Below are 21,863 nucleotides of genomic sequence, written 5' to 3'. Positions count from 1 at the left end.
ATGGCAGTTGTACACGTAGCTACTCACATAATCGAGCAGCGAAGATTCGCTGAATTTATGAATCTTTTTCTGGGACCGGTTGCATCACTCAGCACCGAGCAGAATCTCTTTGTCAAACGCGAGTTATTGCAATCGCTGTCCCGTCGAGCCGTATGCTGGACCGCGCTAGTGTCGGTCGGAGCCTCGCTGTTGTGCATATATGGATCGTGGATCAAAACGTCGGATAGCTACCTTTGGTTCCGCGTCTTCTGGGTCTTGGGGCTGTGGGGGATGGCCGCTCCCCTGGCAGCATACTTACTGAAAAAGACGATGGCGCTCCCCAAACACGCCAGCGTCAACGCGCTCGAGCAGTTGCATTGGGCATGGGCTGCAGCCGTCACACTGACATCGTTCTGGTGGGCGGCGGGTAGCCTTGGGCTAACGCCACCCGATTTCTCGGGCCATGCTCCGTACGTCAAATTAGCCAGTTCTGGCTTTCTCGAGTACACGCTAATCAGCCATACATTTACCTTGCTGCTGCTCGCACCCAGTCTTCGTGCGAATTTAGGTTCATTCTTGCTCGGCGCTATCCCCTTCGGATTTAGCCTGGGACCACCCCTGTTTATTTACCGGCCAGCAATGTTGGGTTTTTATGCGGCTCAACTAATTGGCTATTGCTTCCTCGCCTGGTTTATTTTTTACAGTCAGAAACGAGCATATATTAAAGAGATTATTCTCGATGAAGCGCGAGAGCGGGCTGAGGCAGCAAAAGCGGAGAAGAACCTGCTTATCGCTGCGATAAGCCATGACTTGCGCCAACCGCTCACAACGCTCGGCCTGAAGTTGAATTTTCTGGAGAGGAGCATTGAATCGACCAAACTGCTGGAAGACGTCTCGATTGCGCAAAGGCAAGTGGATGCAATGGAAGGGATGATTAACGGGGCACTGGATATCTGCCGCCTCGAATCCGGCACCTGGAATGTAGAAGTTCAGGAGGTGGCGCTGCCTTCCCTTTTACGCAGCATAGTCGTGGATATGCAGCCGCTGGCTGAGGCGAAGGGGCTGAAGTTAAGGCTCCATAGTCGCCCCTATCTGGTCCGTACGGATCGACATGCGTTGGACCGGATCGTCCGGAATATGGTTCTCAATGCGCTTCGTTACACGCCTTCCGGGCAGGGAGGAAAGCAGGGACATGTTCTGCTGAGTTGCCAGAGGCGAGGCAGCCGCATAAAGATAAGCGTCTGGGACAACGGGATTGGTATCCCTGAAGATAGACAGGCGGATATCTTCAAAAGCTACGTACAGGTCGATAATCCCGAGAGGAATCGCGAAAAAGGGTTCGGCCTGGGTCTGTCCATTGTCCAGGGTCTCGCGAACCTTCTGGGTCACAAGCTCGACGTGGACTCGACACCGGGACGGGGATCGCGTTTTTCGGTTACGGTTCCCTTTATGGGACACATACCGCCGGAGTTGCTCGAGGTGCAAACAGTTGAATACGGCGACCCCGACCTGACCAATATGGTCGTCGCAATCATCGAGGACAATAGCGACTTAAGAATCGAAATATCAATGCGCCTGATCGAGCATGGCTGCTACGTCGTGGCGGGCGAATCGTCATCCGACGTCATCGAGCAGTTGCGTATTGAGGCTTTGGCAAGCGGTCCACACTTCATCCTCTCCGACTACCGGCTGCAAAACGAGGACGGTATTGCTGCGATTGCGGCGGTCCGCGCTGCTACCGACGCTTCGATCCCCGCAATCCTGTGGTCGGGGGACACCTCCTCAGCGGTGCTCAAAAACGTAGCCGTCAGTGGCCTGAGGTTTTTGTCGAAACCGGTTTCGGAAAGAACCTTATTGAGCACACTTGCAAAACATAAGCCAAAAACATCGACCGAAAGCGGTTAAAGGTGCTGGCTGGAAACAGGAAGAGCGGTGTAGCAGGGATCTTCACGACGGACGCCGATCTGCTTCGCCCCTTCCAAGGGCCAGCTCGGCACTGACTCGAAGTGCAGCTTCAACGCGGTTTCTGACTTGAAGTTTGTCGTAAATAACACAAGAAACCTGTCTGACATGCCCCTCGGAGACGCCAAGCTCTCTTGCGATCTGCTTCCCTGAGAGGCCACGTGCAATACAACGCGCCAAGTCCCACTCTCGCGGAGAAAGCCCAAGATGATATTGATTCCGGCTAGCAGAGGGCGCGTGTGTCGAGCAGGCAAAGCGGAGCAAGACTTCTTCTGGAATCCAGAGCTCACCTCCCAAGATCCTGCTCAGTCCGATGAACATTTTTTTGTGCGCGCCTCCTTTCAAGAGGATTCCTCGAGCGGCGTAGTCACGCATGCACATTCGCAAAATTTCGACTTCGTGATCGTTTCCAGGCGCAAGTCCTGTACAGATGACCACGGGAACGTTGGATGGATTCCCGGCCTGGAAATGCTCGAGCGTCGCGGCGCCGCGGTTCTCACCATCCAAATTAAGATCGAGGAATACCAGGTCCGGGGGAGGTGTCTTGTTGACTTCTTCGAGCGCGCTGGCGAGCGTAAAGACGGGCGTGATCTCGATCGGAATTGCGCTCAGCTCGGACGCGTGTGTCTGGACATATTCGGCAAGAGCAACGCAAAGGATTTCGTGGTCATCGACCCATAGGATTTTCATGGTCGCTTCTCCTCCTCACACGTCCGAGAAACGCAATCGATCGCACGCTACATTTGCGGGCAGCACTGATTGACAGCTTAGCAGGTCGGGCGAGGCCACAGAACCTTGAAAGACGGATAGCTAGCTTTGTTTTTGCGGGGGCTGTCCTGCACTAGCGCGGGAAGCTGCTTAGGGACGCCTACGGAAGTTCGAGGCGGAATCGGGAAGATCGTTCGTCGTCCGACGAGAAGCTTCCGCTTTCGTCGGCCACATCCATTGTTGAGCATGCTGGAAAACCGACTATTTTCCATTGATCGTCGTCAGATAGCGTGCAATGTCGTCAATCTGTTCGGGCGCTAGCGGCGCGCCGTAAACGGTGCGCATCTTCGCAACTTCCGCTTTCCAGGTGTCGAATGAAAGCGGCGGTTGGCGCATCACCATGTCGACGGAATGGCACATCGCGCACTGCTCATTGGCGAGATCGGCACCTTGTCCGGGTGGAAACGTCGATGCGCCGGCCGGCAGCGTAACCTCGACTGCGCGCATGACCGCATTCGCCGTTGGCTGGCCGGTATTCGCTGCGATCGATGTGGTGCCGCCCATCGCTGCAGACAAGGCCAGAACGATCGCTCGGACTCTCATGGCTATCCTCTCACGCCGCGACAACCTTCAGCGATTCGACGACATTGCGCATATACCCCCCGGGATTCCAATTCGGCTCGCCTGGCTGCGCTTCGCCTCTGTCGTTGATCGCCTTTACCTTCAGCACATACTCACCGGCGTGCCGTGGCACAAAGCGCGCTTCCCAGCGGCGGAAACTGTACCTGCCGACATCGCGGTCGAGGCGGGCCGGCGTCCATGACGTGCCGCCGTCCGCGGAAAAAAGCACCTTGCTCACCCCCGTATCGCCGCCGAACGCAATGCCGCGCACCCAGCGCGGTGCGCCGGCGTCGACCACCGAACCGTCGCTCAGATTGGTGATGAATGATCTTGGCACCATCCGATTGATCGCGACCGTCTTCACGCCGGTCTGCTGCGGCGACATGTTCGCACCCGGCGTATCGGGAATTTGATAAGCCTTTGCCATCCAGAAATTCTGATCGGGCGAATCGATGACCTCTATATCGTTCAGCATCTTTACCCAGTACGTCGAGTACCATCCCGGCACGACGAGCCGCAGCGGGAAACCATTCAACAGCGGCAGAGGCTGGCCGTTCATGCCGAACGCGAGCATGACTTCGCCATTGCGCGCGTGATCGATATCGAGCGCCTTGACGAAGTCCGGCGTAGCCGGCAGCAGCCCTTTGTCGAGACCCCGGTAGCGGACCTGCACGGCGCCGGCCTTGACGCCTGCGCGATCAAGGACGTCCTTGAGGCGAACGCCTGTCCAAAGCGCGTTGCCCATCGCGCCATTGCCCCACTCCCCGCCCGCGACACGCGGCTTGAAGAAGCCGCGCGAATTGCCTGCGCACTGATTGACGGCGGCGACTTCTATGTGCTCGAACCCGTTGATGATGTCCGCGAGTCCCAGATCGAGTTCGCGCGAGACTGAGCCGTGAATCCTCAACCGGAATGTGCGAGCATCGACGCTGACGGGAATGCTGGGGAGATGCCAGCGCACGAAGAAACGGTCGTTCGGCGTGAATACGCCGTCGTCAAAGACCGAAAACGGTGTCTCGAGCAACGGTGGCCGGCTGCGTACGAGTACCATCTCGCCTTTTTGCGGGAAGGCTGACGTGAGTTCCCGCAGGCCGTTTTCGAATGGAAAGGTGATCGCGTCGGCTGCGAGCGTCAGGCTCGCCCAGCCGCCGGCGGCGCTCGCAACGCCGCTTGCCGCGAGCGCATGAAGCACACGCCGTCGCATGAGGCGGCATTCGTCGTTCATCGGGGTCCCCCGGAGTCGGCCAATCCTTTGATGAATGCTGCGCTGCGTTGATGCCAGGTAGCTTTCAATATAGGTCGCCGACCGCGGGCGCTCTATCCGGAAACGCCCCGGGGAGCGAGGCCGGCACATCTGAACAGTTGATTCGTCGCGCGACCGCGCGATGACGCGCCGCCGTATCAAGAAGCCGCGCGCAATGGCGCAGTTGTCTGGCTACCACCTCACGAGTCAGGTGGTAGCCCATGACGTCACGGCGCCAAGTTGCGACTCTCCGGCTGGAGCAGTATTGCATTGATCAAGTAGCGGATCTGCACGCCGCTTGGCGGCCGGCATACCACCGTCTGACCACACCGCGCACCCAAAAGAGAAATGCCTGCGGGCGACAGGACGGACAGACGCCCCATCAGATAGTCCGCCTTATCGGGGTAAACCAGCGTCCAATGATACGTTTTAGCGCTGCCGGCGACCGTGCACTCAATCGTCGTGTTCATCGTGACAACGTCCGGCGGAATCTGCTCCGGCTCGACCAATAAAGCGGTGGCTTCGAGACTTTCCACCATCGCTCGCTGCTGCGGCGTCACCGTCGGCAAAGATAAATAGGCCTTCAGTTGAGTCAAGTCGCTTTCGGACACGATGCGTTCGGCCTCCGTGAGCCGCTTCACATCCATGGAAGATTGAATTTGCGAGCGCAGCATGATTGCCTCCGGCAAGGATAGAGATTGCAGATGTCCGAGCAATGGCTGTCATCCCATACATCCAGCCAGGACCCGTCGAGAAAGATCAGTCGTGTGGCCGTCCCGGATCGATGCGCTTCGCGCACGGCATACCGGTTGACGAACGCGCCGGGACGCTCCTCCGGAAAGACGACCTGCATCAGTGGAGCAAAGCGTTGCGTGACTTCAGCAAAGCTCGCGTCCGTCGATGGTTTGTCCGCCCCTAGCCAGTAAAGCAATGCTGCCGTCGAGTTAGTCGCATCCCTCACGATGAAGCGCAGATCCCGCTCGGCTGGCAGCGCCTCAAATGGATGTTTCGCTTGTGTTGCCATGGCATTCCCGTTTTCCGTACACGTAGTCAGCCCCGCCGCTTTTCAAGCGCGGCAGATGGCCGCGCATCAGCAGCGCAACGGGGATCCTGTTGCAGGCGACACACGCGCGCGCGCACCTCACGCGCGACGTTTGCCTCGCGCGTCTTCAGGAGAGGCGCGACAGCGTCTCGTCGTGTGTCGTCAGGTCTGGTGGGAGGCCCGGCTCTTCGCTGTTATGCGAAGAACCGGGCAAAGGGAAGTGCTGACTTGTCCGCGGGAATAACGCGGCTCCCTGTGCGTTTCTCAGTCCCCGGGATTCGAACCCCACAGCCGTCCTTTTCGGCCAAGCACCGAAAACGCAAACACGCAGGGACAGGAGGGTTCGGGACGAAATGCACGGCTATGGCCTCAATCGGGCCGCTCGATGAGCGACTGGAGATGCAGACAGCCTTATTAAAGCTTCATTGTCAGGAATTTGCAAGGTTTGACGCAACCGTCCCTATTAAGCTGGTGCTTCGATCCCGCGATGATGAATCGCGTATATGCATCATCCGGTAGCCTAGGTTTCGAGCCTCCGCGGCGCGCGAATCGGCAGATCCAAGCAACAACGGCGGCGTCGAGACGTTACCTACCCGCTTACGCAGAACCCAGGAAATCGCCCAAAAAGAATACGGATTTCCTTACGCTTTTTTCGCCCCGCAGTCGCTGCTTTTTCACAATAGGGCAATTAAGATTAGCGCGACCACCCGGTTAGGACTACTAATTGAATGGGCTTCTTACGCTGATGCGAGGTCCGCCGCAAAGCGCGCGCACGCTCGCTTTCCGGCCCGCTGCTGACCGAGGTGGCCGATGACATACCTTGTACGTTGCTCCAATTAAACCTATCGACTCCGGGCGCTGCGCTAACGAGGCAAGAAGAGATGTATTGCGTCGAAATAGGCTGCCGAACGCAGTATGACCAAACAAGGAAATAACATGAAGATGAAAGGTCGAATTCACCGAGGGTTCTGGGCCACCGTTGCGGTGTTGCCCCTCGTTTCGTGCAGCGGCGGAGGATCGTCCGGCACGGCCGGCAGCGCACCTCGCGTGTCCGCGCAAACGATTGCGGCCGCGGCCGTTCCGGCCACGAGCTGGACCAGCGTCAAGTGGGGCGGCGGCGGCTATGTCACCGGCCTGATCTACCATCCGACCAACGCAAGCCTGCTGTACGCACGCACCGACGTCGGCGGCGCCTACCGCTGGGAGCCGACGACATCCTCGTGGATCCCGCTCACCGACGGCCCGGGTTTCGGCGCGACCGAGAGCCGATACCACGGTGTCGAAAGCCTCGCCCTCGACCCGACCAACGACCAGCTCGTCTACATGGCCACCGGCGACACCACGTACTGGGGCAACAATGGCCGCATCTACATCTCCAGTGATCGCGGCAACACCTGGTCGTGGTACACCCTGCCGTTCCCGGTAGGCGGCAACGATAACGGCCGGGCCGTCGGCGAACGCCTGGCGGTCGACCCCAACAATCCGTCGACGCTGTTCTACGCCTCGCGTACGGCCGGCCTATGGAAGAGCTCGGACTCGGGCCATACCTGGAACCAAGTCACGGGGCTGTCGTCCGCCACGATGACCGGCACCCCGATCGGCGTCGAGCAGGTCATATTCGACACCTCGAGCGTGGGTAGCGGCCAGCCAACCTGGATCATGTGGGCCTCCATCGCGCCGGACTACGCCAACGCCGCGGGCTTGACGTCGACGCTGTACAAGTCCTTCAACGGTGGCGCGACGTGGGCTCCGGTTCCGGTCCCGGCCGGGGTGTCGGGCTACTACATCCCCCACATTGTGCGCACCGCCGACGGCATGTTTTACGTGGTGTTCAACCAGAACGCCGGCCAAGGCGCCGGTGGTCCTGGCTATCTCTACCGATTCGGTGCCAGCGACAACAACACGTGGACCTTGCTCAGCAGTAGCACCGTCGGGGGCTATGGAGGCTTGTCCGTCTCCGGCGTCGGCTCGAGTGCGCGCATCGCGCTGGGTGTGACCGGCACCTGGGGCGACAACCCTGGCCAGGTCAACCAACTATCCGACGACGGCGGCATTACCTGGCGCGAGATCGAGGCCAATATGACGCACACGGGTACGACGGGCAATAGTTACTCGGGATGGAACGAAGACACCGTCATCGATCCGGCCAACCGCGACCACATCATGCACATCTACGGCGGCGGCATCTGGGAAACCACGAACGCCTCCTCGGGCACGCCGACCTGGAACCTCAAGCTGAACAACCTGGAGGAAACCGCGACGTTGTCCGTCGTCACGCCGCCGGCCGGTGCGCCCTACAAGCTGATCAACAGCGCGGGCGACATCGGCACGTGGGTCATTACAGATCTCTCGACGAAGCCGGTCTTGGGGCCCACCACGAATTGGAGCAGCGGCAACTCGGCTGATATGGCTTGGTCAGATCCGCTCTATATCGTCGGTGCCGGTGTCGCGAACTGGTCCGGTGCCGGCGGCTTCGGCTTCTGGTCCGGCGATGGCGGCAACACGTGGGCAAACTTCGCGACGCTGCCTGCCGGGGCCCAGGCGAACACGGCGAGCACTGGCAACTTGGTGACTACCTCCCGCAACAACGTAGTTTGGGCGCCGGCCAACACGGTCCCGTCGTACACGACGGACAATGGCGCGACTTGGACCTCGACCAACCTGCCGACGCTGGCCGTCGTCGGCCAAGGCTGGCCTCGCGGCTATCGCCTGGCGGCTGACCGCCAGAATCCGAACAAGGTCTATGCCTATGATTCGGGCGGCGCATCGTGGGCCACGCCGGGTAGGGTCTACGTCTCGACGGATGGCGGCCATACCTTCACGCTGAGTCAGGGCTCGGTATCGGCGAACCTGGCCCCGAACGACTGGGCGGACACCTCGATGGTGGTCAACCCCAACGCCGAAGGAGACATCTGGCTGGCCGACGGCAACAGCGTGTATCACTCGGTGAACTCGGGGGCGACCTGGATGAAGCTCAACGGCTTTGCCTCCGCCAACGGCGCGCCGGGAGCCAGCCTGATTGCCCTGGGCAAGGCGGTGGACGGCAGCTCATACTCGGCCGCCATCTATGTGGTGGGTGCGATGAACGGCGTGTGGGGCGTATATCGCTCCGACGATGGCGGTGCGACGTGGTCGCGCTTCAACGATGACGCTCATCAGTTCGGCGGCATCCACCATATCGCGGCCGACTGGAACACTTATGGGCGCATCTATGTCAACGGTGAGGGCCGCGGTCTGATCTTCAGCAATTAAGGCGGAACGGCTCTAGCGCGCTTTTTTGCCCTTGAGTCGATTGCCGCGGGCTCTTGCGAGGCCTGCGGCGCTCAAAAATTCAGTGAGCCGGTTGTAGGCTACTCGCGGTGCGGGCAAAAAGAACAATGCAATCACCGCATGCGCACTAGTACATTCAGACTGTCCGATCTTGGGTCTATTGCATGACCCGTGAGAACGGTAACCTCCTCGGTGCAACGTGGCCAATCAGTTCTGGCGCACATCCAGACGCGCCGTGAAGCAGCTCTGGGTCCGAACGGCGCCCTCGAACGGCGCCCTCGAATGGCGCCCGTATCGGACTAAGTCCTCTAGAGATCGAGATACCAAATGAATGAAGATAAACCTGTGCCGACGAACGGAGTGCTCGGCATTGTGATCCCCGACAGCCAGCTGGCGCGTGAGGCGACCCAGCTCATTCGCGACACTGAAAGCGAACTGCTGTTCAACCACTCCACGCGCGTATACCTTTGGGGTGCGCTCATCGGCAAACGACAGAACCTCGTCTTCGATCCCGAACTGCTTTACATCGCGGCGATGTTCCACGATATCGGCCTCACCTCTGTCTTTCGCGAAAGCCACCTGCGCTTCGAAGTGGACGGCGCAAACGCCGCGCGCGAGTTTCTGCGAAGCCATCATATCGACGAGGCAGACGTACAAAAGGTTTGGACGGCCGTTGCGCTCCATACGACGCCAGGCATTCCCGAGCATATGCACGGCGAAATCGCGCTGGTTCAAGCCGGAGCGGGAATGGACGTGGCGGGACGCGGCTTTGAAGAGTTCACGGACGAACAACGCGCCGCGGTGATCGAGGCATATCCGCGCGGCCCCGATTTCGCCAGCAAGATGATCGACGCCTTTTACGATGGCATGAAGCATCGCCCAGCCACTACGTTCGGCACATTCAACGATGACTTCCTTGCGCACAAGGACCCCGGTTTCGTCAGGGTAAATGTGTGCAGCGTCATGTTGAATTCAAGCTGGGCTGAGAGTCCCCGGCGTTAACCGCGCGGGCGCATCCGGCCGATTTCGACGATCTCGAATTGTCTTCTCCGCCACCACGTCAACGCGGGGGTGCAAACAGTGCCAGCCCTACCGAGCGGCGATTTCTTCGGCCCGGACGTACATCGCGCCCCATTCTCGCGCTAATTGAAGGCAGCGTCCGAGCGCAGGCGCGACGATCTCGCAATCGACGAGCACGATCCTGTCGGCTGCCGACGGTCTCATAGGCCGGTCGCTGCTTCTCCCATCGGTCAGCACCCAGAGCACGCGTTCTTGTCCCGGCTTCTTTCGCGCGGCGTGTTCGAGCAAACGAGCAGCGCTCATCATGCCAAGCCGGAATGGCGTTCCGCCACCTCCGCCGATCGGCCGCAGCCACCGTTCGTTCCACCAGCGCGGAACGGCAGGTCCGAAACGCAAATGGGCGCGCGCGCCGCCAAAGCATATGAGCGCCACCTCGGCGCGCTCGGATGCGGCGCGATCGAAACATGCGAGAAGCAACCCCTTCGCCGTCGCGAGCCGCGCGCCACCCAGCATCGATGCGGAGCAATCGAGCAGGAAGCAATGCAATATGCCGGTTTTGGACTCTTCGCGCACGAAGCGCAAATGCTCGGCTCGCAATCGGTCTTGCCGCTTCCTCTCGAGCGTCGCCGGCCAGGCGATGCGTTTGCCGGAGCGAGGCCGCACGCCGCCCCGCATGCCGCGAGCCGCGAGCGCGCCGTCAGGCCATCGAAAACCGCTGCGCGGATCGGCAGCAGTGGCGCCCTTCCGATGGCTCAGCGCTTTTTTGAGGCGAGCGGGATGACCCCTTTCACGTCGACCATACCCGCCGGCTCGGGAGGGAGGTAGCCCCAATCATGATTGTCGCGGCCGCGCTGATCGTTGGGCGGTCGGGCCGTCATCGGCAAATGCGGCGTCTGCCCATCGCCGGCTTCGTTCGCGAAGGCGTCCCCGTTCTCACGATTCGACGCCGAGCGGGGCACCTCATCGCCCGCTTCACTCGAGCGCTCGCCTGGTCGTTCGCGCCGCCTATGCCTCAGTACGGCTTCGGCTACGCGCTCGACGTGCTGGGTCGTAACTTTCGCTGCGCCATCGATGGCCGCGAGCGCCCGTGCGGCCCGCAACATGACAAGGTCCGCGCGCATTCCATCGACCGCCGCCTCGATACACCTCGCGCTAACATCCGCGTGAACGGCATCGTCGAACGAAAGCGCGGGCAACCTCTCGCGCGCTTCGCGAATTCGCCGCGCGAGCGACTGTTGTTCATCCGCATACGACTGGCGGAACGCATCGGGGTCCGCATCGAAGGCGAGCCTCGCTCGGACGATCCGCTGCCGCACCTCCGAATCGAAACAGTTGTCGAGCTCGATCATCAGGCCGAACCGGTCGAGCAACTGCGGCCTGAGCTCTCCCTCTTCGGGGTTCATCGTGCCGATCAACACGAACCGCGCGGGATGACTATGCGATATGCCGTCGCGCTCGACGACGTTGACACCGCTCGCGGCCGCATCGAGCAAAGCGTCGGCAAGCGTGTCGGCAAGCAGATTGACCTCATCGACGTAGAGCACGCCATGGTGAGCAAGGGCCAGCAATCCCGGCGAAAACTTGACCGATCCGCCACGCAGCACCTCGTCGATGTCGAGCGTCCCGATGAGCCGCTCCTCGCTCGCGCCGAGCGGCAACGTCACGAGCCGGCCTTCGGGCAGCAGCTCCGCCAGCGCCCGCGCCGCCGTCGATTTCGCGGTGCCGCGTGGTCCGCTGACGAGCACGCCGCCTATCCCCGGGTCAACAGCGGCCAGCAACAACGCTTGTTGTAAGGACTCCTGACCAATCAGCGCGCCGAATGGATAGGGTCTCGACAAAACGCCGGAGGACAATGAATGGTCGTTCACGATGATTTCTCTTCGATCTGCTGCTCGCTGGCGAGCAGATGCGTCTCGATCTGCGCGCGATAGGCGCCCGGCGCTTGCCACAAGCCGCGCTCGATCGCCTCGAGCAATCGCTCGCAGACTGAACGCAATGCATGGGGATTGTGTTGTTGCAAGAACGCGCGCGTCTCGCCGTCGTTCAAGTAGGCGTCGGTGACGAGCGCGTATTGATGATCGGCAACCACGCGTGCCGTCGCGTCATAGCCGAACAAATAGTCGACTGTCGCCGCGATTTCGGCCGCACCCTTGTAGCCGTGACGCTTGACGCCATCCAGCCATTTCGGATTGACGACACGCGAACGTATGACGCGCGCGATTTCCTCGGTGAGCGGGCGTACGCGCGGCGCGGCCGGATTGCTATGGTCGGCGTGATAAATCCGCGGTTGAGCGCCGGCGAAATGCCGGACCGCTGCCGCCATACCGCCTTGGAACTGGTAATAGTCGTTCGAATCGAGCAAATCGTGCTCGCGGTTGTCCTGATTCTGCAGCACCACGTCGATCGTCGCTAGACGCGTGGCAAACGCTCCTCGCGCCGCTTCACCCGCGCTCGTCTGCGCATAGGCGAAGCCGCCCCAGGCGCGATACGCTTCAGCGAGGTCCGCGTCGGTCTGCCATTGCCGTGAATCGATCATCTGCTGCAAGCCGGCGCCGTATGTGCCCGGCCTGGCGCTGAACACGCGCCAGCCGGCCCGTTTGCGCGCCTCCTGCGCATCGAGGCCGCGAGCCACCCAGGCGTCGCGCTCGCGAAGCACTCGCGCCCGGATCGGATTGACGTCCTCGGGCTCGTCGTCGAGTTCGGCAACGGCCTGCACGGCCGCGTCGAACAGGTGCATGACGTTCGGGAACGCATCGCGGAAGAAACCCGAGACGCGCAGCGTCACATCGATGCGCGGCCGCTCGAGCACACCGGCAGGAAGAATCTCGAAGTCGGTTACGCGATGACTGCCGGGCGCCCATTTGGGCCGTACGCCGAGCAACGCGAACGCTTGAGCGATATCGTCGCCGCCCGTTCGCATCGTTGCCGTTCCCCATATCGACAAACCCACCGCACGCGGATAGTCGCCATTGTCTTGGAGGTGACGTTCGATCAACTGTCGTGCGGATTTGAGGCCTAGCGCCCAAGCCGCTTGCGTCGGGATGGCGCGTGTATCGACCGAATAGAAGTTGCGCCCGGTCGGTAATACGTCCGGACGCCCGCGCGACGGGGAACCACTCGGCCCGGGCGGCACGAACCGGCCTTCGAGGCCTCGCTTCAACTGGCGCAATTCCTCCGGGCCGCAGGCGTCGAGGCGCGGCAGAACGTCGTCGCGCACGCGCTCGAGCACACGCTCGGTATGCGGCAAGGTGCCGGCCGGCGGCAATACAACCGTCGTCGCCGTTCGGGCATCGCAGCCGTCACGGCCACGGCAAAATGCGTCGAGCAGCAACGCCGCGAAGCCTTCGAGACGTTCGCGCGTATCGCCGTTGTGACGCCACGGCGCATCGCTGATTTGCTCCAGCAGAGCCGGGCGCGGCCCGGTCCACGGCGTCGACCATTCAGCCGTGAGCGGGTCGAACAGATGATCGATCTGAAGATCTTTCGCGAGTGCATCGATCAAGCCTGCGTTGGCATCTTGTCCGCCACCGACCGGAAAGCGGGCCAGCGCGAGCAGCGTATCGCGCCGTTGAATGCCCTCGGGCGAGCGGCCGAAGGTATGCAGGCCATCCCGGATCTGTGCCTCCTTCAATTCGCACAGCCAAGCGTCGACGCGCGTAAGCAATGCGTCTTCCTCATCCTGGCTCGCTGGTTGCGCCAGACTCAATTCCTCGTGAAGCCGATGCTCGACGATGGTCTCGAGGATCGTCCTGCGCAGCAGCCGCGCGCGCCGCGCGTCGACCATCAAAGCTTCGTAGTACTCATCGACTTGCCGTTCCAGGTCTTGCAGCGGGCCGTAACTTTCCGCCCGCGTCAGCGGCGGCATCAGGTGGTCGATGATGACGGCCTGTGCGCGCCGTTTCGCCTGACTGCCCTCGCCCGGATCGTTCACGATGAAGGGATAGAGATGCGGCATCGGCCCAAGGGCGATATCGGGCCAGCAGCGCCCGCTGAGCGCGACGCTCTTGCCCGGCAGCCATTCGAGACTCCCATGCTTGCCCACGTGGACGACCGCATCGGCGCCGAAAATGTGCCGCAGCCAGAAATAGAACGCGAGATAGGCATGCGGCGGCACGAGGTCCGCATCGTGATAGCTCGCGTAGTCGTTCGCCTCGCGTGAGCGCGCCGGCTGAATGCCGACGAAGACCCGCCCGCAGCGCCAGCCCGAAATCATGAATCGACCGCGCCGAACGGTCGGATCGCGTTCAGGAGGCCCCCAGCGCTGATCGAGCGCGTCGCGCAACTCGTCAGGCAGCGCGGCAAGGCATTGCAAATAGTCGTCGAGCGCGAAGCTCTGCAAAGCGGGACGAAGGTCGCGCACATCGGGGTCGTTCGTCACGCCCCGCGTCAGCCGATCCATGAGCGAGGCGCCGTCTTGGGGCAAATCCTCGACGCGATAGCCTTCGTCGCTCAGCATGTTGAGGATCGCCACGACCGATGCCGGGGTGTCGAGCCCCACACCGTTGCCGATCCGCCCTTCGCTCGTCGGATAGTTCGCGAGGACGAGCGCGAGTCGCTTGTCATCGTTGCCGAGGCTACGCAGGCGACACCAGCGACGGCTCAGTTCGGCGACGAAACCGATCCGCTCATCGTCGGGCCGATAACGGACGACATCGACTTCCGTGTGCGGACAGCGATAGGCGAGCCCCTTGAAGCTGACCGCACGCGTAATGATGCGCCCGTCGACTTCGGGCAACGCGACATGCATCGCGATGTCGCGCGAGTTGAGGCCTTGGTCGTCCTCGACCCAGTCCTCCCTGTTTCCGCCGCTGAGAATGACTTGCATCACAGGCGCATCGCCCGCGATGGCGACCGGCTCGGAGGAGTCGAGCGTCGACGCCGCGAATGCCGTGGTGTTGAGCACCAGCGCGACGTCGTGCTCCGCGCAGAGCTGCGCGACCACGTCCAAGCTCACTGCATCCTTCAGCGAGGTGATCGCAATCGGCAGCGGATTCATTCGCCGCGCCTCGAGCGCATCGATCAGCGCATCGAATACCGCCGTGTTCGCCGCCTGCAGATGGGCGCGATAAAAAAGGATCGCAACGACGGGGGCACCGTCGACCCAACGGCTGCGCCAGTCCATGACCGTAGGCGTCTCGCGCTGCGGATGATAGAGCGTCGCCGCCGCCAGCGGCACGGGCGGCGGCGGTTCGCGGTCCCAGCCGAACGCATGCCAGGCTATCGTGCGCATGAACGCTTCGGCGTTGGCGGTGCCGCCCTCGCGCAGGTATCGCCACAATCGCGTGCAAAGCGCGGCATCGGCCGTGCTTTTGGCAATGAGGTTGGCATCCTCCTGCAAGTCGCCCGAGAACATCGCGAGCATCTGCCCGTTGCGCCTCGCGAGCTCGACGACACGCTCGATGCCATACGGCCAATACGATTCGCCGCCGAGATGGTCGACCACGACGACGCGCGCATGCTGCAACACGTCATCGACATAGAAATCGACCGATGCAGGCTGCCGCAGATAGGTGACGTTCGCGAGGCGAACGCTTGGGTAACCGGGGCCGAGCCGATCGACGACGCTCGCTAGCAAAGAAAGCGTCGTGTCGGCGGAACTCAGGACGATGATGTCCGCGGGACGTTGGTCGATGCGGACGACGCCGGCCGTATCGTCGACGAAGCCGCCCGGTACGGTGCGCAGCAAATGCATGGCGGAGCGGCCGCGCTCAGGCCTGTGCGACGCGCATGCCGGACTGCGCGGTCAGCGCCTCGTCGAATGCGCGCTGCAGCGTGTCTCGATTGAGACTCTCGCCGATCAACACGAATCGGCTCGTCGGCGATTCGTCCTCGCGCCAGCGCCGGTCGAAGTAGCTCTCGAAGCGGCGGCCGACGCCCTGAATCACGAGCCGCATCGGCGTGCCGGGCAATGCGGCGAATCCTTTCGCGCGGTAGATGGTGTGATGCTCGACGAGCCGTTGCAACGCCGCGATCGCGGCCTCCCGCGAAAGAGGCGAGCCCACCACGACGACGGAATCGAATTCGTCGTGATGATGATGATCGGGATCGTTGGACGAACCGTGATGATCGGGGCGTTGATCGATCGTCTCTTCGGACGCCGCTTCAAGCCCGAGGAGCGCATGAAGATCGAGCGCGCCCCGCTGGGCCGGCACGATCTTGACGTGCGGCGGGATCTCCGCGCGAATCAGCGATTCGACCGCCACGCGTTGCGCTTCGTCGAGCAGGTCGGTCTTGTTGAGCACTACGAGGTCGGCCGCGCTCAGTTGATCCTCGAAGAGCTCGTGCAGCGGCGACTCATGATCGAGATTCGGATCGGCCTTTCGCTGCTCGTCGACGGCATCCGGGTCGGCCGCGAACTGGCCGCTCGCGGCCGCCGGCCCGTCGACGACGGTCACCACGGCGTCGACCGTGAAGCTGTTCTTGATCGAAGGCCAGTTGAACGCCTGAACGAGCGGCTTCGGCAAGGCGAGACCCGAGGTCTCGATGAGGATGTGATCGATCTGCGAACGACGCTCGACGAGCGCTTCCATGACGGGGAAGAACTCTTCCTGCACCGTGCAGCAAAGGCAGCCGTTCGCCAGTTCATACAATTGACCGTCGGTCTCGCTGCCCGCTTCGTCGCAGCCGATCCCGCAGCCCCGGAGAATCTCCCCATCGATGCCGAGCTCGCCGAACTCGTTGACGATGACGGCGATACGCAAGCCTTTCGCCTGCGAGAGCACGTGTCGCAGCAGGGTGGTCTTGCCGCTGCCGAGAAAACCGGTGACGATCGTGACGGGTATCTTGCGCAGTGGTGATTGCATGCGGCTCCTCGCTCGCAGTCGATAGTGGGCCGCGTCGCCCCTTCGTTCCGAGCTGACGAGCTCGGAGCACGACGCGAGGCGCACGGCGGACGAACGAAGAGAAAGGTGGGCGATGGCGCGGCAACGCCGACGCGCGTTGCAGTGAGATGCAACGAAGCCTTGGCCGGGACACCGCCTACCCGCAGCGCCCACCCTTCTCTTCTGGCCGGTATCCGGGCTGACGAAAGCGCCGCTTCACCTTCCCGCGCAAGTCATGTCATTTCTTGCGCAGTGGTTGCCTGCATACGCGGCCTTGCGCGCATGCATCGAAGCCGGCTCTGCATCGCTTCTGCGATGCGTTCGCCTACCGTTGCGGGGGCAGCACAGATTGACTCGTGCCGCGGACGAAATTCGCCGCGGCGAGTGTCTGTTTCCCGTTTAACTGCACGCGCAAAGGAGTTGCGCGCGCGAGCACCAGATTGCGTGCGAGTGTAGGTTCGTTGGCCCGCCGCGTCAAGAAACGGTCTTGTCCAACGTCTATCGCGGGGCTCATACTATTGCACATCCAGACGAAACGATATTCCAATGAAGACGGATCCCGAATCGCATCAGCGCATGACACAACGCCGCCGCGAAGGCCATGAGAAAAAACAGGCGGCGGCCACGCTCGAAAAAGGCTTGCTGATCGTCCACACCGGCAACGGCAAAGGCAAGAGCACGGCGGCTTTCGGCATGGCCGTGCGAATGCTCGGGCACGGCGAGCGCACCGGCGTCGTGCAGTTCATCAAGGGCGCATTGCATACTTCCGAGCGCGATTTTCTCGGCAGCCACCCTGCGTGCGACTTCGTCACGATGGGCGACGGGTACACATGGAATACCCAGAACCGCGAGGCCGACATGGCGACGGCCCGCAAGGGCTGGGACGAAGCCGTCAAGATGATCGGAAGCGGCGAATACCGCATGGTCATCCTCGATGAGCTCAACACCGTGCTCAAGTACGAATATCTGCCTCTCGATGAAGTGCTCGCCGTATTGCGAGCCCGCGAACCGATGCTGCACGTCGTCGTGACGGGGCGCCACGCGCCGGACGCGCTGATCGATGCAGCGGATCTCGTTACAGAGATGCGGCTCGTCAAGCATCCCTACCGAGAGCAAGGCGTGAAGGCGCAGCGAGGCGTGGAGTTCTGACGATGCCGGCATGTCCCGCGCTTTTCATCAGTGCGCCCGCATCGGGCGAGGGCAAGACGACGATCACGGCCGGCCTCGCGCGGCTCCATCGACGGCAGGGCCGGCGCGTGCGCGTCTTCAAGACGGGGCCCGATTTTCTCGATCCGATGATCCTTGCTCGCGCGAGCGGGGCCCCCGTGCTGTCGCTCGATCTGTGGATGGTGGGTCTCGAAGACTGCCGCCGTATGCTGGCCGAGGCGGCGCGGGAAGCCGACCTCATCCTCATCGAAGGCGTGATGGGTCTTTTCGACGGCACGCCGAGCAGCGCGGACCTCGCCGCAACGTTCAGCGTGCCCGTCGCGGCCGTAATCTCGGCAAAGGCGATGGCGCAAACGTTCGGCGCGCTGGCTTTCGGGCTCGCGCGATACCGGCTCGACGTGCCGTTTCACGGCGTGCTCGCCAATCATGTCGGCTCGCCGCGTCATGCACAGATGCTCGAAACGTCGCTGCCGTCCGGCCTTCGGTGGCTTGGCGCTATCGCCCCGTCTGAAGACATCGAATTGCCGGACCGACACCTCGGACTGCATCAAGCCGACGAAATCGGGGACCTCGAGGCGCGTATCGAACGCGCGGCCGACACGCTAGCCTCCACCGCGCTGGCCGAGCCGCCTCCCCCGGTCGAGTTTCCGGGCGCTTCGGCACGAGCGATGCCGCCGCTGCTTGCGGGCCTGCATGTCGCGATCGCGCGCGACGCCGCCTTCTCGTTCATCTATCCCGCGAACGTGGCGCTGCTGGAATCGCTCGGCGCACGCGTCAGCTTCTTCTCGCCGCTCGCCGACGAGCCTGTGCCCGACGCGGCCGATGCACTGTATCTTCCGGGCGGTTACCCCGAGTTGCACGCCGCCACGCTGGCCGGCTCGACGCGCAGCGCCAAATCGATCCGCACGCATGCGGCTGCGAACAAGATCATCGTCGCCGAATGCGGAGGCATGGTCTATCTGCTCGACGAACTGACCGCTACCGACGGCGGCTCGACGCCGATGCTCGGCCTTTTGCCCGGACGCGCGACGATGCAAACGCGGCTCGCGGCACTCGGCATGCAGCAGCTCGAAACGAGACACGGCACCATGACCGGTCACACGTTCCACTACTCGAGCATGACGACCGCGCTCGCGCCCGAGCGTCATGCCACTCATCCGACGAGCAACGCCGCCGGTGAACCGGTGTTTCGTCGTGGCTCGATTACGGCAACCTACATGCACAGCTACTGGCCTTCGAATCCCGTGCTGACGGCCGCACTCTTTTATGGCGAATCCTTTTAGCGAATCCGAGCGCGCGGCCGTCTATCGCGCCATCTACGAACGACGCGATATGCGTCATTTCGTCCCCACCGCCGTCGAACCCGAGGTGCTGCAACGTCTCATCGACGCCGCGCACCATGCGCCGAGCGTCGGCTATATGCAGCCCTGGCGCATCGTTCGCATTACCGATGGTGCGCTGCGCTCCGCGCTGTACGAGGCGGTCGAACGCGAGCGGGTGAATACGGCCGACGCACTCGGTCAACGCCGCGACGAGTTCATGAAGCTGAAGGTGGAAGGCATGCGCGAATGCGCCGAGCTGCTCGTGATGGCCTTGATGGACGATCGCGAGCGCCATGTGTTTGGCCGCCGCACGATGCCGGAGATGGATCTGGCTTCGGTTGCGTGCGCGATCCAAAACCTCTGGCTCGCAGCGCGCGCCGAAGGGCTCGGTATGGGTTGGGTCTCGATCTTCGATCCGGACGATGTACGTGCATTGCTCGGCATGCCGGCCGGGGCAAAGCCGATCGCCATCCTTTGCCTCGGTCATGTCGAGCGCTTCTACGATGCGCCGATGCTCGAGACCGAACGTTGGGCAACGCGCAGACCATTGGAAACGTGCGTGTTCGAGAATCGATGGACGGAGGAGTAATCGCGCGCCACCGCCGCTGATTCAGCGGCCGTCTGTTTCAGAACGCACGTTTCGCAACGCTGCTTCGAGGCGGCTCCATGTCGCTTCATCGAAGGCAGGCAGACCGACACGCAACCCGGCCACTGTCTCGAACCGGCGCACCCAAATCCCCTGACGAGCAAGACCGTCCTGCCACTGCTGCGCATTGGGCTGTCGCGCCCACGCGAAGAGCGGTGTGTGACTCGCATCGAGGCCATACGCCCCCAGCATTTCGGCGAGGCGTTTGCTCGCGGCAGCGAGCCGCGCGCGAGTCTCGGTCTGCCAGGCCGTGTCGAGCAGCGCGGCTCGCACGACGATGCGCGCGGGGCCCGACACGGTCCAGGGCCCACGCAAACGCCGCATCGCGCGATCGATTGGCGCTGAAGCGAGCACGAAGCCCACGCGCGCACCGGCCAGTCCAAAGAACTTGCCGATCGATCGCAACGCGACGAGCCCCTCTTCACCCGCGTGCGAAGCGACGCTGAACTCAGGCAGCGCTTCGACGAACGCCTCGTCGACCACGAGCGTGCCGCCGCGCGCCGCGAGCTGGCGATGCCAGTCCATCACGACGTCGGGAGCGAAGCGCTCGGTCGTCGGGTTGTTGGGGTTGACGAGCACAAGATGCTTGAGGTTTTCCGGCAATGCATGCCCTGGCTCCAGCACGAAGGCCGCTTGACCTCGCCTATCGGCGAACGGCTCGGTGACGAATCGCTCGACGTCGAAACCTGCCCTGGCGAACGCTGGCGCATATTCGCCATACGTGAGCAAGCCCACGCCGATAGGCCCTTTCGGCAGCACCTCGGGCAACAGGCGGATCGCCGCTTGCGTCCCCGCCATCGCCAGCGCGCGCGGCGAGCCGTAATGAAGTGCGGCGATCGTCTCGAGATCGTCCTCGTCGTCGGGCAAGCGCAGCCACGCCTGCTGCCCGATCGCCGGCACCGGATAGCCCGCCGGGTTGATCCCCGTCGACAGATCGATCCATCGCTCGCGCGCAATGCCATATCGACGAACAGCGTCGCCAAGATTGCCTCCATGCGGCACGAGGGGCGGCAGATCGGAATCGAACATGTCGGGCGAGGTCTTCACACGATTCAAACGATGACTGAAAAGAAGGCTGACAGCGCGAACACCGCGAGCCACACTGCGAGCGAGCGCCGCACGAGGCGAAGTGCGCGGCCCACATCGTGCGCACCGGGCGGGCACCCGGCACCGAGCACGGGCCGAAGCTCATCGACGCCATGGTACCGGGCCGCGCCGCCGCACGATACGTTGAGGCTGCCCGCGCCGCTCGCCATCACGGGGCCCGCGTTCGGACTCTCCCATCGATGCGCCTGCGTTCGCCAGCAGTCGATCGCGGTGCGGACGTCGCCGCATAGCGCGTAGGTGAAGGCCGTCAGCCGGGCGGGCAGATAATTGGCGACGTCGTCAAGCCGCGCCGCCGCCCACCCGAAATCGATGAAGCGCGCGGTTCGATAGCCCCACATTGCATCGAGTGTGTTGGCGAGCCGGAACGCCAATGCGCCGGGCCCCCCGGCAACGGCGAACCAGAACAGCGCGCCGAAAACCGCGTCATTGCCGTTCTCGAGCGCGGACTCGATCGCGGCGCGCGCGATGGCGGGCTCGTCCGCGTCGGACAAATCGCGCGTGACGACGCGCGAGGTCAACTCTCGTGCGCGCACCAGATCGCGCGCGCGCAGCGCGTCTTCCACGGGTGCGATGTGGTCGGCGAGGCTGCGCCCCCCGAGCGCGAACCACAGCGCCAACGCGTGCAATGGCCACACGAGCGCGGCAGGCAGCGAGCGCGTCAACACCACCGCAATCGCAACGGGTGGAACCACGGCGGCCATCCATGCGGCGAGGCCGATGCCGCGGCGCTTGAGCGCAACGAAAGCGCGTCGTCGTCCAATCCCGTCGCCGGACGATGACATCGCGTCACGATCGGGATTCATCGCTCGCTCGAGCCGCGTCGCCAAGCGCCCAAACGCGATGAGGGGATGCGCCCGGCGCGGCTCACCGAGAAGCGCATCGAGCGCGACGCCGACAACGGCGAGCACGCCCATCGCCCCAATAGATAGGTGTCCTATCAATTCGCGCGCCCCTT

General features: G+C 62.7%; 17 protein-coding genes and 1 riboswitch. Of the genes, 6 read left to right on the top strand and 11 right to left on the bottom strand.

The features are described from left to right. The first annotated feature begins 57 nt into the window (after window positions 1-57). Window positions 58-1,884 carry a hybrid sensor histidine kinase/response regulator gene (locus AB4Y31_RS26845; protein ID WP_368676665.1) on the top strand — a complete coding sequence of 609 codons (1,827 nt, stop codon included), beginning with the start codon at window positions 58-60 and terminating at the stop codon, window positions 1,882-1,884. Window positions 1,885-1,926: 42 nt separating this feature from the next. On the opposite strand, the gene AB4Y31_RS26840 is transcribed toward AB4Y31_RS26845, so the two are convergent. The 5 genes from AB4Y31_RS26840 to AB4Y31_RS26820 all read right to left on the bottom strand — a co-directional run bounded on the left by AB4Y31_RS26840 (window position 1,927) and on the right by AB4Y31_RS26820 (window position 5,537). Next, window positions 1,927-2,631 (bottom strand): LuxR C-terminal-related transcriptional regulator, encoded by a 705-nt coding sequence (locus tag AB4Y31_RS26840; RefSeq protein WP_368676664.1) that lies wholly within the window; start codon window positions 2,629-2,631, stop codon window positions 1,927-1,929. A 279-nt stretch (window positions 2,632-2,910) separates the two neighbouring features. Further along, on the bottom strand, window positions 2,911-3,252 hold the full coding sequence (locus AB4Y31_RS26835) for a cytochrome c (protein WP_368676663.1): 342 nt from the start codon (window positions 3,250-3,252) through the stop codon (window positions 2,911-2,913). 10 nt (window positions 3,253-3,262) lie between these two features. Continuing rightward, window positions 3,263-4,474 (bottom strand): molybdopterin-dependent oxidoreductase, encoded by a 1,212-nt coding sequence (locus AB4Y31_RS26830; RefSeq protein ID WP_368676662.1) that lies wholly within the window; start codon window positions 4,472-4,474, stop codon window positions 3,263-3,265. 266 nt (window positions 4,475-4,740) lie between these two features. Next, complete coding sequence (locus AB4Y31_RS26825; RefSeq protein WP_368676661.1) at window positions 4,741-5,187, bottom strand: GreA/GreB family elongation factor; 447 nt, start codon at window positions 5,185-5,187, stop codon at window positions 4,741-4,743. After that, complete coding sequence (locus AB4Y31_RS26820) at window positions 5,151-5,537, bottom strand: hypothetical protein (protein ID WP_368676660.1); 387 nt, start codon at window positions 5,535-5,537, stop codon at window positions 5,151-5,153. The genes AB4Y31_RS26825 and AB4Y31_RS26820 overlap by 37 nt, the downstream gene beginning before the upstream one ends. 954 nt (window positions 5,538-6,491) lie before the next feature. Here AB4Y31_RS26820 and AB4Y31_RS26815 point away from each other — a divergent pair. Next, window positions 6,492-8,807: a WD40/YVTN/BNR-like repeat-containing protein gene (locus AB4Y31_RS26815; RefSeq protein ID WP_368676659.1), complete on the top strand. Its 2,316-nt coding sequence runs from the start codon at window positions 6,492-6,494 to the stop codon at window positions 8,805-8,807. Between the two features lie 345 nt (window positions 8,808-9,152). Beyond that, window positions 9,153-9,827 carry an HD domain-containing protein gene (locus AB4Y31_RS26810; RefSeq protein WP_368676658.1) on the top strand — a complete coding sequence of 225 codons (675 nt, stop codon included), beginning with the start codon at window positions 9,153-9,155 and terminating at the stop codon, window positions 9,825-9,827. A gap of 87 nt (window positions 9,828-9,914) precedes the next feature. Here the strand turns inward: AB4Y31_RS26810 and AB4Y31_RS26805 are convergent, their stop codons facing one another. From AB4Y31_RS26805 to cobW, 4 genes are all read right to left on the bottom strand, one after another. Next, window positions 9,915-10,508, bottom strand: a complete 594-nt coding sequence (locus AB4Y31_RS26805) for a VWA domain-containing protein (protein ID WP_368676657.1) — start codon at window positions 10,506-10,508, stop codon at window positions 9,915-9,917. An 89-nt stretch (window positions 10,509-10,597) separates the two neighbouring features. Then, window positions 10,598-11,713, bottom strand: coding sequence for an ATP-binding protein (locus AB4Y31_RS26800; protein WP_368676656.1), 1,116 nt, complete (start codon window positions 11,711-11,713; stop codon window positions 10,598-10,600). Further along, window positions 11,710-15,537 carry a cobaltochelatase subunit CobN gene (gene cobN / locus AB4Y31_RS26795; RefSeq protein ID WP_368676655.1) on the bottom strand — a complete coding sequence of 1,276 codons (3,828 nt, stop codon included), beginning with the start codon at window positions 15,535-15,537 and terminating at the stop codon, window positions 11,710-11,712. Before cobN ends, AB4Y31_RS26800 begins: the two co-directional genes overlap by 4 nt. Before the next feature lie 16 nt (window positions 15,538-15,553). Further along, window positions 15,554-16,648 (bottom strand): cobalamin biosynthesis protein CobW, encoded by a 1,095-nt coding sequence (gene cobW / locus AB4Y31_RS26790; protein WP_368676654.1) that lies wholly within the window; start codon window positions 16,646-16,648, stop codon window positions 15,554-15,556. 185 nt (window positions 16,649-16,833) lie between these two features. Continuing rightward, window positions 16,834-17,121: riboswitch (cobalamin riboswitch) on the bottom strand. A gap of 91 nt (window positions 17,122-17,212) precedes the next feature. Between cobW and cobO the strand changes: the two genes are divergently transcribed. Genes cobO through bluB form a run of 3 tightly spaced genes read left to right on the top strand, consistent with a single transcriptional unit; the run spans window position 17,213 to window position 19,744 of the window. Further along, entirely contained in the window at window positions 17,213-17,815 is a 603-nt protein-coding gene (cobO, locus tag AB4Y31_RS26785; protein ID WP_368676653.1) for a cob(I)yrinic acid a,c-diamide adenosyltransferase, read from the top strand. A gap of 2 nt (window positions 17,816-17,817) precedes the next feature. After that, window positions 17,818-19,116, top strand: a complete 1,299-nt coding sequence (locus tag AB4Y31_RS26780) for a cobyrinate a,c-diamide synthase (RefSeq protein WP_368676652.1) — start codon at window positions 17,818-17,820, stop codon at window positions 19,114-19,116. After that, entirely contained in the window at window positions 19,100-19,744 is a 645-nt protein-coding gene (gene bluB / locus AB4Y31_RS26775) for a 5,6-dimethylbenzimidazole synthase (RefSeq protein WP_368676651.1), read from the top strand. The genes AB4Y31_RS26780 and bluB overlap by 17 nt, the downstream gene beginning before the upstream one ends. Before the next feature lie 21 nt (window positions 19,745-19,765). Here the strand turns inward: bluB and cobD are convergent, their stop codons facing one another. Next, on the bottom strand, window positions 19,766-20,848 hold the full coding sequence (gene cobD, locus AB4Y31_RS26770) for a threonine-phosphate decarboxylase CobD (RefSeq protein ID WP_368676650.1): 1,083 nt from the start codon (window positions 20,846-20,848) through the stop codon (window positions 19,766-19,768). 5 nt (window positions 20,849-20,853) lie between these two features. Continuing rightward, window positions 20,854-21,846 (bottom strand): CobD/CbiB family cobalamin biosynthesis protein, encoded by a 993-nt coding sequence (locus AB4Y31_RS26765; protein WP_368676808.1) that lies wholly within the window; start codon window positions 21,844-21,846, stop codon window positions 20,854-20,856. Between the last annotated feature and the right edge of the window lie 17 nt (window positions 21,847-21,863).

It is taken from the genome of Trinickia sp. EG282A, assembly GCF_040965455.1.
GTDB classification, from domain to species: domain Bacteria; phylum Pseudomonadota; class Gammaproteobacteria; order Burkholderiales; family Burkholderiaceae; genus Trinickia; species Trinickia symbiotica.
This window is presented reverse-complemented; position numbering and strand designations above follow the sequence as displayed.

What these genes read in the sequence shown, in the direction of transcription:
- AB4Y31_RS26845 (WP_368676665.1), top strand. Translation starts at nt 58, where the DNA reads ATGAATCTTTTTCTGGGACCGGTTGCATCACTCAGCACCGAGCAGAAT.
- AB4Y31_RS26840 (WP_368676664.1), bottom strand. Translation starts at nt 2,631, where the DNA reads ATGAAAATCCTATGGGTCGATGACCACGAAATCCTTTGCGTTGCTCTT.
- AB4Y31_RS26835 (WP_368676663.1), bottom strand. Translation starts at nt 3,252, where the DNA reads ATGAGAGTCCGAGCGATCGTTCTGGCCTTGTCTGCAGCGATGGGCGGC.
- AB4Y31_RS26830 (WP_368676662.1), bottom strand. Translation starts at nt 4,474, where the DNA reads ATGCGACGGCGTGTGCTTCATGCGCTCGCGGCAAGCGGCGTTGCGAGC.
- AB4Y31_RS26825 (WP_368676661.1), bottom strand. Translation starts at nt 5,187, where the DNA reads ATGCTGCGCTCGCAAATTCAATCTTCCATGGATGTGAAGCGGCTCACG.
- AB4Y31_RS26820 (WP_368676660.1), bottom strand. Translation starts at nt 5,537, where the DNA reads ATGGCAACACAAGCGAAACATCCATTTGAGGCGCTGCCAGCCGAGCGG.
- AB4Y31_RS26815 (WP_368676659.1), top strand. Translation starts at nt 6,492, where the DNA reads ATGAAGATGAAAGGTCGAATTCACCGAGGGTTCTGGGCCACCGTTGCG.
- AB4Y31_RS26810 (WP_368676658.1), top strand. Translation starts at nt 9,153, where the DNA reads ATGAATGAAGATAAACCTGTGCCGACGAACGGAGTGCTCGGCATTGTG.
- cobN (WP_368676655.1), bottom strand. Translation starts at nt 15,537, where the DNA reads ATGCATTTGCTGCGCACCGTACCGGGCGGCTTCGTCGACGATACGGCC.
- cobW (WP_368676654.1), bottom strand. Translation starts at nt 16,648, where the DNA reads ATGCAATCACCACTGCGCAAGATACCCGTCACGATCGTCACCGGTTTT.
- cobO (WP_368676653.1), top strand. Translation starts at nt 17,213, where the DNA reads ATGAAGACGGATCCCGAATCGCATCAGCGCATGACACAACGCCGCCGC.
- AB4Y31_RS26780 (WP_368676652.1), top strand. Translation starts at nt 17,818, where the DNA reads ATGCCGGCATGTCCCGCGCTTTTCATCAGTGCGCCCGCATCGGGCGAG.
- bluB (WP_368676651.1), top strand. Translation starts at nt 19,100, where the DNA reads ATGGCGAATCCTTTTAGCGAATCCGAGCGCGCGGCCGTCTATCGCGCC.